This window comes from Hydrogenophaga sp., from assembly GCF_030373225.1.
Taxonomy (GTDB): Bacteria; Pseudomonadota; Gammaproteobacteria; order Burkholderiales; family Burkholderiaceae_C; genus Hydrogenophaga.
The window spans coordinates 24085-40356 of the sequence record NZ_JAUCZG010000049.1; the positions used below are offsets into that span (position 1 = coordinate 24085).

Consider the following 16272-nt stretch of genomic DNA (forward strand, 5'->3'; position numbering starts at 1 on the left):
CCGCTGCGCGTGGTCCGCTGCCCCCCGAGGGGGCTGATCCGGCTTGGGGCGGCCCGGCGCCGGATCTGGGTGCCCCCACGCTCCCCCGCTTCGCGAGGTCCGCTGCCCCCCGAGGGGGCTGGGCCTGCCTTGGGGCGGCCCGGCGGCTGGCCCTTGCGAGGTATGGGTCAGCGTCGCGAGCTGACCAGTATCCCGCCCACGATCATCACGAAGCCGGCCAGGTGGTAGAGCTGGGGCGGCTCGCGCAGCAGGGTGGCCGACATGAGGGCTGCGAAGAGTGGCGTGAGGTTGGAGAAGATGCCGGCCATGGCCGGGCCGACGCGCCCCACCGCCGCGCCCCAGCTGCGGTAGGCCAGCAGCGACGGGCCCACCGCCACAAACAGCAGCCCGGCCACCAGCGGCCAGCCCCACTGGATGGCGCTGTCACCCGGCGCCAGTGCCGGCATGGTCAGCCATTCACCGGCCGTGAAGCCCGCTGACCAGAGCAGTCCGAACACCACCTGGGCCAGCAGGAAAGCGGCCCAGTCGGCCTTGATCGCCGTCGGCTCGTTGGCAGGTGGCCTTGCCAGCAGCCAGCTGTACCAGGCCCAGGCCACGGCGGCCAGCAGCACCAGCAGATCACCCGGCACCAGCCGAACCGACAGCAAGCCGCCCAGGTCACCCCGCGCGATCACCACCACCACCCCGCACAGCGACATGAAGGCGCCCATCGCGGCGCGACGCGAAATCGGCACGGCGTAGAACACCCGCCCCATGATCAGCATCCAGACCGGGATGCTCGAGGCCACCAGCGTCACGTTCAGCGGGGTGGAGGTCTTCAGCGCCATGTACTGCAGCGAGTTGTACATGCCCACCCCCAGCAGGCCCAGCAGGGCGAAGCGGCGCCAGTGCGGCCACAAATCGCTGCCCGGACGCAGCACCCAGCCCGCCAGTGGCAGCAGCATCAGCAGCGCCAGCACCCAGCGCAGGAAGTTCAGCGTGACCGGTGGCACCACGCCCTGCATCAGGCGGCCCACCACCGCGTTGCCCGCCCACATCAGCGGCGGGATGAGCAGCAGGGCCAGGGTGGCTGGCGAAAGGCGGGAGGAAGACGTAAGAGGCATCGGCTGGACTGTAGCAACCCGGGCATCCCCGCCTGTGCCCGGGGGTCGATGCCTTGTCGCGCAGGCGATCCGGCGCATTCGTGGCAGCATTCAGGGGCTTTCAACAACGAGGAGACCATCCATGAGCACACGAGAATCCCGCGCCGTGCGCATCCACGCCGCCGGCGGCCCCGAGCAACTGGTCATCGACACCGTGAGCGTGGGCGATCCCGGCCCGGGCCAGGTGCGCATCCGCCACCACGCCATCGGCCTGAATTACATCGACGTCTACCAGCGCAGCGGCCTCTACCCTTTCCCCATGCCGCTCGCGCTCGGCATGGAAGGCGCAGGTGTGATCGAGGCGGTGGGCGAGGGCGTCACGCATCTCAAGGAGGGCGACCGCGCGGCCTACGCGGCCAACCCCCCGGGCAGCTATTGCGACGTGCGGGTGATGCCGGCCATGAACGTGTGCCAGCTGCCCGACGCCATCGACTTCGAAACCGGGGCCGCGATGATGCTCAAGGGCCTCACGGCCCAGTACCTGCTCAAGCGCTGCCGCCCGGTCGAAGGCCTGGATCGGGGCGACTTCGTGCTGTTTCACGCCGCCGCCGGTGGCGTGGGCCTGATCGCCTGCCAATGGGCGAAGGCACTCGGTCTGCAGCTCATCGGAACGGCGGGCTCGGACGACAAATGCAGGCTCGCCCTGGCGCACGGCGCCAGCCACGCGATCAATTACCGCACCGAGGACTTTGCCGCCCGGGTGAAAGAAATCACCGGCGGCCAGGGCGTGAAGGTGGTCTACGACTCGGTGGGCAAGGACACGTTCGACAAGTCGCTCGACTGCCTGCGCCCCTTCGGCCTGATGGCCAGCTTCGGCAACGCATCGGGCCCGGTGGCCCCGTTCGCACCCGGCATCCTGGGCCCCAAGGGCTCGCTGTACGTCACGCGCCAGACCCTGTTCTCGCACATCACCAGCCGCGAGCGCACCCAGGCCATGGCCGACGACCTGTTTGCCGTGGTGGAAGCCGGTCAGGTGAAGATCCGCATCGACCAGCGATTCGCGTTGACCGATGTGCGCAAGGCGCATGAGAGCCTTGAGGCGCGAGCCACCACGGGTTGCACCATCCTGCTGCCTTGAGGGGCCGCAGGCCCCGGGGGCCGTTCGCGCAGCGGAGCGCCATCACGCTCCGTTTCGCGAGGCCGATGTGCGAAGTCAGGCCGCTTGTGCCTGCCGTGGCGCCACTTCGGCCAAAGCCCGTTCCAGATGCTCCAGCGTGCCTGGCACGTCGTGCCACTTGTCGAGCCCGAAGAGGCCGATGCGGAAGGTCTTGAACTCCGGTCCTTCGTCGCATTGCAGCGGCACGCCCGCGGCCGTCTGAAGACCCACCGCCAGAAACTTCTTGCTTGACTGGATCTCCGGGTCGGTGGTGTGACTCACCACCACGCCCGGCGCCTGGAAGCCCGGGGCCGCCACGCTGGGGAAACCCTGGCGCTCCAGCAGGGCGCGCACCTGCTTGCCCAGGGCGATCTGTTCCTGGCGCACCCGCTCGTACCCATAGGCCTCGGTCTCCACCATCGTCTCGCGCAGCCGTGTGAGCGCATCGGTGGGCAAGGTGGTGTGGTAGGCGTGGCCACCGCCTTCGTAGGTCTCCATGATCTGCAGCCACTTCTTGAGGTCCATGGCGAAGGTGGTGCTCTGCGTGGCGTCGATGGCGACGCGCGCGCGCTCACTGAGCATCACCATGGCGCAGCAGGGTGAGCTGCTCCAGCCTTTCTGGGGGGCAGAGATCAGCAGGTCCACACCGGTGGCCTTCATGTCGACCCACATGGCGCCCGAGGCGATGCAATCGAGCACGAACAGTCCACCCACCGCGTGCACCGCGTCGGCCACCGACTTCAGGTAGTCGTCGGGCAGGATCATGCCGGCGGCGGTTTCCACATGCGGTGCAAACACCAGTGCGGGCTTCTCGCGCGCGATGGTGGCCACCACCTCGTCAATGGGCGCAGGCGACCAGGGGGCCTGCGCGCCTGCGCCGGTGCGCCGCGCCTTCATCACCGTGTGGCTGGCGGGGATGCTTCCCATGTCGAAGATCTGCGTCCAGCGGTAGCTGAACCAGCCGTTGCGGATGACCAGCACATGTTTGCCATGGGCGAACTGCCGCGCCACCGACTCCATGCCGAAGGTGCCGCTGCCCGGCACCAGCACCGCCGAGTGCGCGCCGTACACGCGCTTGAGCATGGCGGAGATGTCGGTCATCACGCCCTGGAAGCGCCGGGACATGTGATTGAGCGCGCGGTCGGTGTAGACCACCGAAAACTCGAGCAGGCCGTCGGGGTCGACGAGGGGCAGCAGTCCGGGCATGGGGTTGTCTCCTGGGCGGGTCAAAAACGGGAGGGTCAGCGTAGCACAGCACCTGCGGTTTTGCCGCGGCGCCCTCAGAGCCGGCTGACGTCGGCCGAGGGGGGCTCACGCAACCGGCTCGGGGCCAGCACACCGGCCGTGTCGAGGATGGGGTAGGCGATCGAGCAGATGTGCGAGTTGATGCGCTTGAGGTCGCTGATCAGGTCCAGGTGCAGTGCACTGGTGTCCATGCTCTGCTGGCTCAGGCCCGAGAGGCGGTCGAGATGGGTGGCCGCGTACTCGCGCTCCATGTCGCGAAAGCGCACTTTTTCCTCCAGCAGGCGCTGCGCGTCGCGCACATTGCCGTTGAGGAAAACGCTCATGCCCAGGCGCAGGTTGTCGATCAGGCGCGCGTGCAGCTCGGTGATCTCGGCCATGCCGGCCTCGGAAAAGTCGCGTCCCTTGCGGATCTTCTTGTCCTCGATGTCGAGCAGCACGCGCTCGACCGTGTCGCCGATCTGCTCCATGTTGATGGTGAAGCTGATGATGTCGGTCCAGCGCCGGCCCTCGGCCTCGCTGAGTTGCTGTCTTGAAATCTTGGTGAGGTAGTACTTGATGGCCGAGTACAGGCTGTCCACCGTGTCGTCGAGTTTGCGCAGGTCCTGCGCCAGCTTGAGATCGTTGGTCTTGATCACGGTGACCACGCCGCGCAGCATGGTTTCAACCACGTCGGCCTGGTGCATGGCCTCGCGTGCGGCGCACGAGATGGCCAGCGACGGGGTGGCCAGCGCCGAGGGATCGAGGTGGTTCGGGCGGTCCAGCGGTCCCTTGCTGGCCTGCAGGGGCAGCAGGCGTTCCACCAGCCGGGCCACCGGCCTCGTGAGGCCGATGAACACGGCACCCACCAGCAGGTTGAAGCTCAGGTGGAACAGCACGGTGAGCGTGGCCGGGTCCTGCACCAGCGGTTGCATGAGCCGAAGCCACAACGGTATGAGCCAGATCGCGATCGACACCCCGAACACCTTGAAGAGCAGGTTGCCCAACGGCACCTGGCGGGTGCTGATGCCGGATTTGGCGGTGGTGATCACGGCCAGCAGGCCGCTGCCCAGGTTGGCGCCCAGCACGATGCCCAGGGCGACATCGAGCCCGACCACCTGCAGCGCCAGCGTGGCGGCCAGCAGCACCACCGCCAGGCTGGAGTAAGCCACCACCGCCAGCGTGGCACCCAGCAGGATCTCGAGCAGCCGGTCGCTGGCGAGGGACTCCAGCATCAGTTGCACCGCCGGGTTTTGCGTCAGCACGCTGGTGGCGCCACCGATCAGGCGCAGGGCCAGCAGCATCAGGCCCAGACCGATGAGCACGCGCCCGAAGTCGCCCGCCGATGTGCCCTGCCGCGAAATGAACAAGGTCACACCGACAAGGATGAAGAGTGGCGACAGCCACGACAGGTCGAAGGAGAACACGACCGCCATCAGGCTGGTGCCGATGTCGGCGCCCAGCATCACCGCCAGGGCGGCGGGCAGGGCGATCAAGCCACGGCCGACAAACGATGCGGTGATGAGCGCGGTGGCGGTGCTGGACTGCACCAGCGCCGTCACGCCCAGGCCCGACAGAGCGGCGGTGAAGCGGTTGCCCATGCTTGCGGCGAGTATCTGGCGCAGGTTGCTGCCGAAGACTCGGAGCACGCCATTGCGCACAAGGTGCGTGCCCCAGACGAGAAGGGCGATGGCCGCCAGAAGATCCAACAGGTGTTTCATGGACGAGGAAACTATACGCCCGGGTGCGGCGCCGCTCGACCGGCATGGTCACCCCGTGGCAGGCACCGGGTCAGCGGTGACGGCGCCAGCGAAGGATCTCGTCGAGGATCAGCGACACCGCGCCCACGGTGATGGCCGCGTCGGCGATGTTGAAGGCCGGGAAATGACCGCCCGGGAACAGGCCGGCCAGCACATCCCAATGGAAGTCCAGCCAGTCCACCACATAGCCATAGAGCACGCGGTCGATCACGTTGCCGATGGCGCCGCCCAGGATGCAGGCCAGCGCGAACGCGAACAGCTTCTCACCAGGGTGCGTGCGCAGCATCCAGACGATGAACACCGATGCCGCCACCCCCACCCCGGTGAAGAACCAGCGCTGCCAGCCACCGGCGCCGGCGAGGAAGGAGAACGCCGCGCCCGGGTTGTGCACACGCACGATGTTGAAGAAGCCGGTGATGAAGGTGCTCTCGCCCAACTGGTAGTTGGCCAGGATCAGCAGCTTGGTGATCTGGTCGGCCAGCAACAGCATGCAGGCCAGTCCGAGCCATGGCCAGAGGCTGCGTGCGTTGGACGTCGTGCCCATCAGGCGACCTGCCGCGCTTCGCCGGCACCGAACAGGTTGCTCGTGCAGCGGCCGCACAGCGTGGGGTGCGCCGCGTCCGCTCCCACGTCGTCGCGGTAGTGCCAGCAGCGTTCGCACTTGCTGGCGGTGGCGGGGGTCACTTCCACCCGGGCATCGCCCTCGAGCAGGGTGACCTGCGAGACGATGAGCACGAACTTGAGGTCGTTGCCCAGCGAGGCCAGCAGTGCATGGTCGTCGGCCGGCACGGTGAGCGTCACCGTGGCCTGCAGCGACGAGCCCACGCCGCCGGCGCTGCGCACGGTCTCGATCTCCTTGTTCACCGTTTCACGCACCTCGCGGATGCGCGACCACCTGGCCAGCAGCGCTTCGTCCACCTCGGGCAGCTTTGCAAACGTCTCGAAGAAGATCGAACCCCGGTTCTGCGCACCGGCCAGCACCGGCCAGGCTTCTTCGGCCGTGAAGCTCAGGAACGGCGCCATCCAGCGCAGCATGGCGTGCGTGATCTGGTGCAGCGCCGTCTGCGCGCTGCGCCGCGCCAGGCTGCCCGGGGCGGTGGTGTAGAGCCGGTCCTTGAGCACATCGAGGTAGAACGCGCCCAGGTCTTCCGAGCAGTACACCTGCAGCTTGCTCACCACGGGGTGGAACTCATACACCTCGTAGTGCGCCAGCACCTCGGCCTGGAACTGCGCCGCGCGCGCCAGCGCGTAACGGTCGATCTCCAGCATCTGGTCCAGCGGCACGGCGTCTGTGACCGGATCGAAGTCGCTCACGTTGGCGAGCAGAAAGCGCAGCGTGTTCCGGATGCGGCGGTAGGCGTCGACCACACGCGCCAGGATCTTCTCGTCGATGTTGAGGTCGCCCGAGTAGTCGGTGCTGGCCACCCACAGGCGCACGATTTCGGCACCGAGCTTGCTGGTCACGGTTTGCGGGTCGACGGTGTTGCCCAGGCTCTTGCTCATCTTGCGGCCTTGCCCGTCGGTGGCGAAGCCGTGGGTCAGCAGGCCCTTGTAGGGCGCGCGGTCAAAGAGCGCGCAGCCCAGCAGCAGCGAGCTGTGGAACCAGCCGCGGTGCTGGTCGTGGCCTTCAAGGTAGAGGTCGGCCTCGGGGCCCTGGGAATGAAACGCACCGTTGGGGTAGGCGTCGGCATGGCTGCCGCGCAGCACGTGAGAGAAGGTCGAGCCGGAGTCGAACCAGACCTCGAGGATGTCGGTGCTCTTGGTGTAGTGCGGTGCGTCGGTGGCGCCCAGGATGTCCTGCGCCGTCACGCGGCTCCAGGCTTCGATGCCACCCTTCTCGACGATGTCGGCCGCCTGGTCGAGGATCTCCATCGTGCGCGGATGCAGCTCGCCGCTGTCCTTGTGCAGGAAAAACGGCACCGGAACGCCCCAGCTGCGCTGGCGGCTGATGCACCAGTCGGGCCGGTTGGCGATCATGTCGCGCAGGCGGGTGCGGCCGTTCTCCGGGTAGAAGCGCGTGGCGTCGATGGCCTCGAGCGCGAGCTGGCGCAAGGTCTTGGGCGCCTTGTCCTTCGTGAACACGCCCTCGCCCTCGTCCATGCGAACGAACCACTGCGCCGCAGCGCGGTAGATCACCGGCGTCTTGTGGCGCCAGCAGTGCGGGTAGCTGTGGGTGATGGTTTGCGTGGCCATCAGGCGTGCAGCGCCTTTGAGCGCTTCCAGGATCACCGGCACGGCTTTCCAGATGTGCAGGCCGCCAAACAGCGGGAAGTCGGCTGCGTAGGTGCCGTTGCCCTGCACCGGGTTGAGGATGTCGTCGACCGACATGCCGTGCGCCACGCAGGAGTTGAAGTCGTCCACGCCATAAGCCGGCGAGGAGTGCACGATGCCGGTGCCGTCGGCGTCGCTCACGTACTCGGCGAGGTACATCGGCGAAAGGCGCCGGTAGCCGGCGTCCACATCGAACAGCGGATGGCGGAAGTTCAGGCCGCCCAGGGCCTTGCCCGGTGCGGTGGCGATCACGGTGCCGGCGAGGCCGAAGCGCTCGAGGCATTTGTCGACCAGGGTTTCGGCCAGCACCAGGCAGCCCATGGGCGTGTCGACCAGGGCGTAGGTGAACTCGGGGTGGGCATTGAGCGCCTGGTTGGCGGGGATGGTCCAGGCGGTGGTGGTCCAGATGACGGCGAACACCGGTTTGACACCATCCGCCGAGCCTGCCTCCGTTCGGGCTGAGTGGGTGAACGCGGCGTAAACCTGCCTGGCATCGTCAGCCTCGAACGCCACGTCCAGCGTTTCACTTTTCTTGTCCGAGTATTCGATCTCGAACTCGGCCAGCGACGAGCCGCAGTCGAAGCACCAGTACACCGGCTTGAGGCCCCGGTACACGAAACCGCGCTCGATCACGCGCTTGAACGCACGGATTTCCCCCGCCTCGTTGGCCGGGTCCATGGTGCGGTAGGGGCGCTCCCAGTCACCCAGCACGCCCAGGCGCTTGAAGTCCTCGCGCTGCTGGCCGATCTGCTCGGTGGCAAATGCGCGGCTTCTGGCCTGCATGTCGTCCCGGCTGAGGTTTCTGCCGTGGAGTTTCTCGATCGCGTTCTCGATCGGCAGGCCGTGGCAGTCCCAGCCGGGGATGTACTGCGCATCGAAGCCCGAGAGCTGGCGGCTCTTGACGATCATGTCCTTGAGGATCTTGTTGAGCGCGTGGCCGATGTGCAGCTTGCCGTTGGCGTAGGGCGGGCCGTCGTGCAGCACGAACAGGGGAGCGCCCTGGCGCGCATCGCGCAGGCGTTTGTAGAGGCCGCCCTCGTTCCAGCTCTCGACCCAGCCCGGCTCCCGCTTCGGCAGGTCGCCGCGCATCGGGAACGGGGTATCGGGCAGGTTCAGGGTGCTGCGGTAGTCGGCGGCAGCGGCAGTGGATTCAGACATGGCGGGGATTCCGTGGTGGCTTCGACAAGCTCAGCCCGAACGGGGAGTGAGGAGAGACAGAAGGAGACACCGTTCGCCCTGAGCCTGTCGAAGGGCAGCGACCGGATAGACGCGAGGTCTAAATTCGGTCGCGTGTGGTCTGGCGGTGGGTTTGGGTGTGCAGCGAAGCGAAGAAGGCGCGTGCGTCGTCGCAGTCGCGTGCGATGCCCTGGGTCAGGGCGTCCAGACTGTCGTACTTCAGTTCGTCATGCAGTTTGTGCAGCAGTTCCACGCGCACGATTTTACCGTAGGCCTCTGCGCCGGGCAGGCTCCCGCTCAGTGCCTCGGGCCAGTCCAGGCAGTGGGTCTCCAGCAGCACCCGCCCGCCGTTGACATCGTCGGGGTCCAGCGAAGGGCGCACGCCCAGGTTGGCCACCCCGGGCAGTGGCGCCGAGGTGGCGTGCGGTCCCAGGCCGTGCACCAGCACCGCGAAGATGCCGCTGGCCGCTGGCTTCCAGTGGGCAAAGCGCAGGTTGAGCGTGCGAAAGCCGTCGCCGCGCCCGCGCGCGCTTTCCGCCAGCTGGCGGCCGAGCTTGCGCCCGTGCACCACGTGCCCGCTGATGCTGTAGGGCCGGCCCAGCAGGGCGGCAACATCGTCCATGCGGCCGGCACCCAGGGCCTGCCGCACGGCCGAACTCGACACCCGCAGGCCGTGCACCTCGTAGCTCTGCATGCGCGCGACGTCAAAGCCCAGGCGGTTGCCGGCGGCGTCCAGCATGGCGTAGTCGCCAGCGCGTCTGGCGCCGAAACGGAAGTCGTCACCCACCAGCACGTACTTCACGCCCAGCGAGCCGACCAGGATGTCTTCGATGAAGGCCTGCGGGGTTTGTGCCGCGAGCTGTGCGTTGAACGGCAGCACCACACATTCGTCCACTCCGCAGCGTTCGAGCTCCTGCAGCTTGTCGCGCAGGGTGGCGATGCGCGCCGGCGCGAGGTCGGGCTGCTGGTGCAGGGCGGCAAAGTAATCGCGCGGGTGCGGCTCGAAGGTCATCACGCAGCTCGGCACCCCCCGATGCTTCGCTTCGTTGTCGAGCAGCGCCAGCATGGCCTGGTGGCCGCGGTGAACGCCGTCGAAATTGCCGATGGTGAGCGCACAGCCACCGCGGGCGGCCTGCGGGTTGCTGGGAAGACGGCCGCGCAAGCCGCGAAAGATTTTCATGCCGGATGGTTGGGGTGAGGAAGCGGTTGCAAGCCCGTGTGCGGCTGGGAAACTGCCGGCGTGACGGGCTGCGTCACCAAAGCGCGCTATATTGACACACGACGATACACACCCGCAGGCCCGGCCTGTCGGCGATGTCGGGCCGGCCCAGGCCTGTTTTCCGGTGATGCCATTGCACAAAGGAGTCCGTCTTGAAGGTCTTGAAGCTCTCGGCCCAGGGTCTGCCCCAATCGTGGATCAGCCTGGAAGAAGCGGTTCTGCACTACGCGGCGGATGAAGTGCGCTGGGAGATGGGGGCCGAGATCGCGGTGTTTCATGGCGGGCACAACGCGATCACAGGGCGCCAGTCGGTCATCAATGTCAATTCCATCATCGGCACCCAGGGCGTGCCGCGCATCAACCCGTTCGACCTGCGTCCCACGCTGACCAACAGCAAGCTGTTCGCGCGGGACCGCAACGTGTGTGCCTACTGCGGTGAACATTTTCACGAAGAAGAACTGACCCGCGAGCACATCGTGCCCCTCGGCCAGAACGGACGCGACCTGTGGATGAACGTGGTCACCGCCTGCCGCTCGTGCAACCACCGCAAGGGCAACCGCACGCCCGAGCAGGCTCACATGGCACTGCTTTACGCACCCTATGTGCCCAGCCTGTGGGAAGACTTCATCCTGCGCAACCGCCGCATCCTGGCGGACCAGATGGAGTTCCTGATGTCCCACCTGCCGAAGTCCTCGCGCTTGCACGCCTGAGGCTGCGACGAACCGGCCCCCTCGGGGGGCGGCGCCCCGCGCAGCGGCGGAGCGTGGATTGCTTCAGTCCGTCAGCTCGAGGATCACCGCGCGGTTGTCTGTCGCCGCCCGGCAGCGCGGCCTCACCCTTTTGCCACCACCGCCGTTCTGGATGTCGTTGCGTACCGCTCGGTGAGATCAGGCGAACACGCCGGCCGTGTCCTGCATGCGGCTGGACACTTCGCCCAGGTGATGCAAGGTGTCGCCAAAGCTCATTTCCAGTTGCGTGAGCTTCTTGAAGTAATGGCTCACGATGTACTCGTCGGTCACGCCGATGCCGCCGTGCAATTGCACCGCCTGCTGGCCGACAAAACGCATCGACGTGCCCAGTTGCACCTTGGCACGCGCCATGGCCGCGCGGCGCTCGGGCGCCGGCGCGTTGAGCTTGAGGCTGGCGTAGTAGCTCATGGAGCGCATGAGTTCAAGCTGCATCTTCATGTCGGCCACCCGGTGGCGCAGTGCCTGGAAACTGGCGATGGCCACACCGAACTGCTTGCGCGTGTTCATGTACTCGACCGTGATGGCCACGGTCTTGTCCATCACGCCCACGGCTTCGGCGCAGGCGGCAGCGATGCCGATGTCCACGCCATGTTCCAGGGCGCTCAGTCCGTCGGTCGTGATCAGAACGGCCGCTGCGTCTTTGAGGTTGACATCGCCGGCGCGGGCGCCGTCTTGCGTGTGGTGGCCGCTGGTGCTCACACCCGCGGCCGTGCGCTCCACGAGAAACAGGGCCAGCTTGCCGTCGGCCATGGCGGGGACGACGAAGGCGTCGGCCTGATCGGCGGCCGGGACCACGTTCTTGTTGCCGGAGACGGTCCAGCCGCTGCCGCTGCGGGTGGCAGTGGTGGTGCACACATCGAGCTTGTAGCGGGCCTTGCGCTCCTGGTGCGCGAGCACCACCAGCGCTTCGCCCGACGCGATGCGCGGCAGCCACGCGGCCTTGAGTTCAGCCGGCGCGTAGCCGCCGAGCAAACCCGAGGTGATCAGGGTCTGGGCCAGCGGCTCCAGCACGATGCCGCGACCCAGCTCTTCCATCACCACCATGCCCTCGACGGGACCCATGCCCATGCCGCCGTCGTCCTCACTCACGTAGAGCCCGGCCAGGCCGAGCTCGGCGAGTTCTCCATACGCTGTGCGGTCGAAGCCGCCGGCGGCCACGATGGCGCTGCGGCGATCGAAGGTGTAGGCCTTCTCCACCCACTTTTGAACGGCATCGCGCAATGCGCCTTGATCATCGGAAAAATCGAAGTCCATTTTTGAATCTCCAGTAGTTAGAGCCCCCAGGCTTGCCCTTGGCTCGCCGCCCCCCGAGGGGGTGCGATTCGCCTTGGGGCGGCCCGGCGGCGAATCATCCCAGCACCGTTTGCGCGACGATGTTGCGTTGCACTTCATTGCTGCCACCGTAGATGGTGGTCTTGCGCAGGTTGAAGTAGGTCGATGCGAGCGGCGCGTTGGCGTTGGCGCCACCGGGGAAGCTGCCTTGCCAGCCGGCCTCCATCGCTTCTTCGATGAAGGGCAGGCTGTACGGGCCGGCCGCGAGCATCATGAGTTCGCTGTAGCGTTGCTGGATCTCGCTGCCCTTGATCTTGAGCAGGCCTGCGATGTCGAGCGAGTTCTTGCCCGACTTTTCGGCCGAGAGCACACGCAGCACCAGCATCTCGAGCGCAACCACGTCGACCTCGAGCAGCGCGATCTGGTCGCGAAAGCGCAGGTCGTCCCACACGCCTTCGGCCTTGGCGATGCGCTTGAGCCGCTCCAGTTCGCGCTTGGTGCGGTTCACGTCGGCGATGTTGGTGCGCTCGTGGCTGAGCAGGTGCTTGGCGTAGGTCCAGCCCTTGTTCTCTTCGCCGATCAGGTTGTTGGCCGGCACTTCGACGTTGTCGAACCAGACTTCGTTGACCTCGCACTCGCCGTCGAGCAGCTTGATCGGTCGCACCGAGACGCCGGGCGACTTCATGTCGATCAGCAGGAAGGAGATGCCGGTTTGCGGCTTGCCCTCGTTGCTGGTGCGAACCAGGCAGAAGATCCACTCGCCGTACTGGCCCAGCGTGGTCCAGGTCTTCTGGCCGTTGACGATGTACTTGTCGCCCTGGCGCTCTGCGCGGCACTTGACCGAGGCCAGGTCCGAACCCGATCCAGGTTCGCTGTAGCCCTGGCTCCACCAGACGTCACCGCTGGCTATTCCCGGCAAAAAGCGCTCCTGCTGCTCCTTGTTGCCGAAGGCCATGATCACCGGCGCCACCATCACCGGGCCGAACGGCACCACGCGCGGTGCGCCGGCCAGCGCGCATTCTTCTTCGAACAGGTGCTTTTGCACCGCATTCCAGCCCGGTCCGCCGAACTCCGTCGGCCAGCCCCAGCCGAGCCAGCCCTTCTTGCCCAGAATCCTGGCCCAGCGCTGCATGTCGTCGCGCGACAGGCGCAGGGCGTTGTGAACCTTGTGGGCGATGTCGGACGGCAGGTTGGCCTTGACCCAACTGCGGATCTCCTCGCGAAACGCCTGCTCTTCGGGCGTGAATGCCAAATCCATGGGGTGTCTCCTGATGGCCGCCACGGAAATGTGCCGGCAGATTGAACAACGCCGGGCAGTTTGGCACGACCGTTCGTTTTAAGGCTGTCCGGGCTGCGACAAGCCGAGCGCAACGCTGAGATTCTGCAGTTGGTCCTGCAAGGCGGCCACGGTGGTTTCCAGCGTGGCCACACGGCGTGTGAGGTTGATCAGGTCGTCTTCGGTGGCGGCACTGGAGCCTGGCTGCGGCGATGGGGCCAGCAGGGACACATCCACCGGCCCGCACAGCAGATGCGCCCAGCGCTGCTCCCGGGCGCCGGGGGCCCGCGGCAGTTTCACCACCAGCGCACCGCCCTTGTCCTCGCTGCGGTCCTGCAGCTCCTCCAGAAACGCGTCGACCGAGGCGATGTCGAGAAATTTGTACCAGCGCTCGCAATTCAGGCGCAGCTCACCGGCGGTTTGCGGGCCACGCAGCATCAACATGCCCAGCAGCACGGCCGATTGTTCGGGCACGGCCACGGCGCGCATGAAATTGTGCTCGTAACGCGTCACGCGGCTGCCGCTGCTCTCCAGCACCAGGTGCAGGGCACGCAGGGCGTCCAGCGCTTCCAGCACGGCGGCGTCCGCCAGGTTCATCACCGGTTCACGGCTGGACTTCTGGTTGCAGCCGATCACCAGCGTGTTGAGCGTGAGCGGGTAGCTGTCGGGCACGGTGCGCGCTTTCTCCATCAGCGTGCCGAGCACGCGGGCTTCGGCCACGGAGAGCTGGCGCTGGGTGAAATCGTGGCCACGCGGGCGGCCGGATGCGGTGGTGGTGGAGTCTTGGGTCATTACACTTCCGGGCCATGTCTGGCGTGAACAAAAACATCGTGATTCTGATCTCCGGGAGCGGCTCCAACATGGCCGCCATCGTGGAGGCCTCCTTCAAGCAGCGCTGGCAAGCCCGGATGGGTGCGCGCGTGGCGGCGGTCATCAGCAACAAGGTCGCCGCCCAGGGGCTGTCGTGGGCCCGGGAACAGGGCATCGCCACCCGGGCACTGGAGCACACGCAGTTCAGCAGCCGCGAGGCCTTCGACGCCGCGCTGATGGCCGAGATCGACCCGTTCGAACCCGCGCTGGTGGTGCTCGCCGGCTTCATGCGCATTCTCACGCCGGGTTTTGTGCAGCACTACGAGGGACGCTTGATCAACATCCACCCCAGCCTGCTGCCGGCCTTCACCGGCCTGAAAACGCACCAGCGTGCCATCGATGCCGGCTGCCGCTTCACCGGCGCCACAGTGCACCGTGTGAGCACCGAACTCGACCACGGCGAAATTCTCGATCAGGCGGTGGTGCCGGTGTTGGCGGGAGACACGGCCGAGACGCTGGCGGCGCGGGTGCTGACGCAGGAGCACATCCTCTACCCGCGCGCGGTGGAGCGTTTGCTCGGCGCCGGCTGATCACACGCCTTTGGCGAACACCAGCCCCGCGTGCTCGCGCATGGCGTGGAACTTGATCTTCGGCCAGTTGGCCTCCACCGCGCGCAGCGTGGCCGCGTGGTCCACCAGCAGCGTGGGGGCGTCCACCGCGTCCAGTGCCACCCGGTGGCTGTTGGCGTCGATGAACTTCTTGAGTTCGATCTCGCCGCCGTCCTCGGGCGCACAGGTCACCCAGCGCGCCACCTGGTAGGGGCTGTTCATGATGCGGGCCTTCACGCCGTATTCGTGTTCCAGCCGGTGGGCCACCACCTCGAACTGAAGCTGGCCCACCGCACCGAGCAGCAGCACCGAGCCGGCCACCGGGCGAAACACCTGGATCGCACCCTCTTCACCGAGCTGGGTCAGCCCGGCGCGCAGCTGCTTGCTGCGCAGCGGGTCGGCCACTTCCACGCTGCGGATGATTTCCGGCGCGAAGAAGGGCAGGCCGGTGAATTGCAGGCTCTCGCCTTCGGTCAGCGTGTCGCCCAGCTGCAGCACGCCGTGGTTCGGGATGCCGATGATGTCGCCGGCAAAGGCTTCGTCGAGCAGCTCGCGGCGCTGTGAGAGAAAACTCACCACGGTGTTGGGCCGCAGGTCCTTGCCGGAGCGCACCACCTTGAGCTTCATGCCGCGTTCGAAATGGCCGCTGGCCACCCTCACGAAGGCGATGCGGTCGCGGTGCGCCGGGTCCATGTTGGCCTGGATCTTGAAAACGACGCCGCTGAATTTCGGCTCGTCGGGGTGCACGGTGCGCTGGATGGCCGGGCGGTCGCCGGGCGGCGGTGCCAGGTCCACCAGCGCGTCGAGTACCTCGCGCACGCCGAAGTTGTTGACCGCCGAGCCGAACAGCATCGGCGTTTGTTTGCCCGCGAGGAACAGCGCCTCGTCGAACGCTGGCGATGCGCCCGCCACCAGTTCCAGCTCGTCGCGTGCCTGCTCGAACTCCGAGCCGAAGCGCTTCACGCTCTCGGGGTTGTTCAGCCCCACCAGCACGTCTTCGTCGCCGCCGCGGCGGTCTTCGCCGGCGGCGAACACACGCATCTGGTCGGTGCGGCGGTCGAACACGCCGCGGAAGGTCTTGCCCATGCCCACCGGCCAGGTGAAGGGCACCACCGTCATGCCCAGCTCCCGCTCGATTTCATCCATCAGGTCCAGCGGGGCCTGCACCTCGCGGTCCATCTTGTTCACGAAAGTCAGGATGGGCGTGTTGCGCGCACGGCAGACCTGCAGCAGTCGCCGCGTCTGCGGCTCCACACCGTTGCCGGCGTCGATCACCATCAGGGCGGCGTCCACGGCGGTCAACACGCGGTAGGTGTCCTCGCTGAAGTCCTGGTGACCCGGGGTGTCGAGCAGGTTGATCACGCAGTCGCGGTATTCCATCTGCATCACCGAGGAAGCCACGGAAATGCCACGCTGCTTCTCGATCTCCATCCAGTCGCTGGTGGCGTGGCGCGCGGCCTTGCGCGCCTTCACGCTGCCGGCGATGTTGATCGCGCCGGAGAACAGCAGCAGCTTCTCGGTGAGGGTGGTCTTGCCCGCGTCGGGGTGGGAAATGATGGCGAAGGTGCGGCGCCGGCGCACCTGTTGGGAAAGTTCGGACATAGCCGGCGATTATCGGGCCCCCACGCTCCCCCGCTGCGCGAGGTCCGCTGCCCCCCGAGGGGGCTGGGCC

The 16272-nt window shown here is 67.0% G+C and carries 13 protein-coding genes; 3 read left to right on the forward strand and 10 right to left on the reverse strand.

Annotated features, from left to right (window positions below):
- Positions 1-167 precede the first annotated feature (167 nt).
- Positions 168-1103: a DMT family transporter gene (locus QUV35_RS18620; RefSeq protein ID WP_300877346.1), complete on the reverse strand. Its 936-nt coding sequence runs from the start codon at positions 1101-1103 to the stop codon at positions 168-170.
- A 121-nt stretch (positions 1104-1224) separates the two neighbouring features.
- Here QUV35_RS18620 and QUV35_RS18625 point away from each other — a divergent pair, with 121 nt between their 5' ends.
- Entirely contained in the window at positions 1225-2220 is a 996-nt protein-coding gene (locus QUV35_RS18625; RefSeq protein ID WP_300877347.1) for a quinone oxidoreductase, read from the forward strand.
- A 75-nt stretch (positions 2221-2295) separates the two neighbouring features.
- On the opposite strand, the gene QUV35_RS18630 is transcribed toward QUV35_RS18625, so the two are convergent.
- The 5 genes from QUV35_RS18630 to QUV35_RS18650 form a co-directional block, all read right to left on the reverse strand.
- Complete coding sequence (locus QUV35_RS18630; protein WP_300877348.1) at positions 2296-3444, reverse strand: aminotransferase class V-fold PLP-dependent enzyme; 1149 nt, start codon at positions 3442-3444, stop codon at positions 2296-2298.
- A 74-nt stretch (positions 3445-3518) separates the two neighbouring features.
- A complete protein-coding gene (locus QUV35_RS18635; RefSeq protein WP_300877349.1) occupies positions 3519-5180 on the reverse strand; it encodes a Na/Pi cotransporter family protein in 1662 nt (553 codons plus the stop codon).
- A gap of 70 nt (positions 5181-5250) precedes the next feature.
- Positions 5251-5763: a signal peptidase II gene (lspA, locus tag QUV35_RS18640; protein WP_300877350.1), complete on the reverse strand. Its 513-nt coding sequence runs from the start codon at positions 5761-5763 to the stop codon at positions 5251-5253.
- A complete protein-coding gene (ileS, locus tag QUV35_RS18645) occupies positions 5763-8648 on the reverse strand; it encodes an isoleucine--tRNA ligase (protein WP_300877351.1) in 2886 nt (961 codons plus the stop codon). The genes lspA and ileS overlap by 1 nt, the downstream gene beginning before the upstream one ends.
- Positions 8649-8766: 118 nt before the next feature.
- The gene (locus tag QUV35_RS18650; protein ID WP_300877352.1) at positions 8767-9846 is read right to left on the reverse strand and encodes a bifunctional riboflavin kinase/FAD synthetase; all 1080 of its coding nucleotides are present in this window, start codon (positions 9844-9846) and stop codon (positions 8767-8769) included.
- A 191-nt stretch (positions 9847-10037) separates the two neighbouring features.
- On the opposite strand from QUV35_RS18650, the gene QUV35_RS18655 reads away from it, so the two are divergent.
- Positions 10038-10595, forward strand: a complete 558-nt coding sequence (locus QUV35_RS18655) for an HNH endonuclease (protein WP_300877353.1) — start codon at positions 10038-10040, stop codon at positions 10593-10595.
- 177 nt (positions 10596-10772) lie between these two features.
- Here QUV35_RS18655 and QUV35_RS18660 read toward each other — a convergent pair whose 3' ends face one another.
- The 3 genes from QUV35_RS18660 to QUV35_RS18670 all read right to left on the reverse strand — a co-directional run bounded on the left by QUV35_RS18660 (position 10773) and on the right by QUV35_RS18670 (position 13974).
- Positions 10773-11888 (reverse strand): acyl-CoA dehydrogenase family protein, encoded by a 1116-nt coding sequence (locus QUV35_RS18660; protein WP_300877354.1) that lies wholly within the window; start codon positions 11886-11888, stop codon positions 10773-10775.
- 94 nt (positions 11889-11982) lie between these two features.
- Positions 11983-13164 carry an acyl-CoA dehydrogenase family protein gene (locus QUV35_RS18665; RefSeq protein ID WP_300877355.1) on the reverse strand — a complete coding sequence of 394 codons (1182 nt, stop codon included), beginning with the start codon at positions 13162-13164 and terminating at the stop codon, positions 11983-11985.
- Between the two features lie 78 nt (positions 13165-13242).
- Entirely contained in the window at positions 13243-13974 is a 732-nt protein-coding gene (locus QUV35_RS18670; RefSeq protein WP_300877356.1) for a YceH family protein, read from the reverse strand.
- Between the two features lie 14 nt (positions 13975-13988).
- Between QUV35_RS18670 and purN the strand changes: the two genes are divergently transcribed.
- Positions 13989-14582: a phosphoribosylglycinamide formyltransferase gene (gene purN / locus QUV35_RS18675; RefSeq protein ID WP_300877357.1), complete on the forward strand. Its 594-nt coding sequence runs from the start codon at positions 13989-13991 to the stop codon at positions 14580-14582.
- Here the strand turns inward: purN and QUV35_RS18680 are convergent, their stop codons facing one another.
- A complete protein-coding gene (locus QUV35_RS18680) occupies positions 14583-16202 on the reverse strand; it encodes a peptide chain release factor 3 (RefSeq protein WP_300877358.1) in 1620 nt (539 codons plus the stop codon).
- Positions 16203-16272 lie beyond the last annotated feature (70 nt).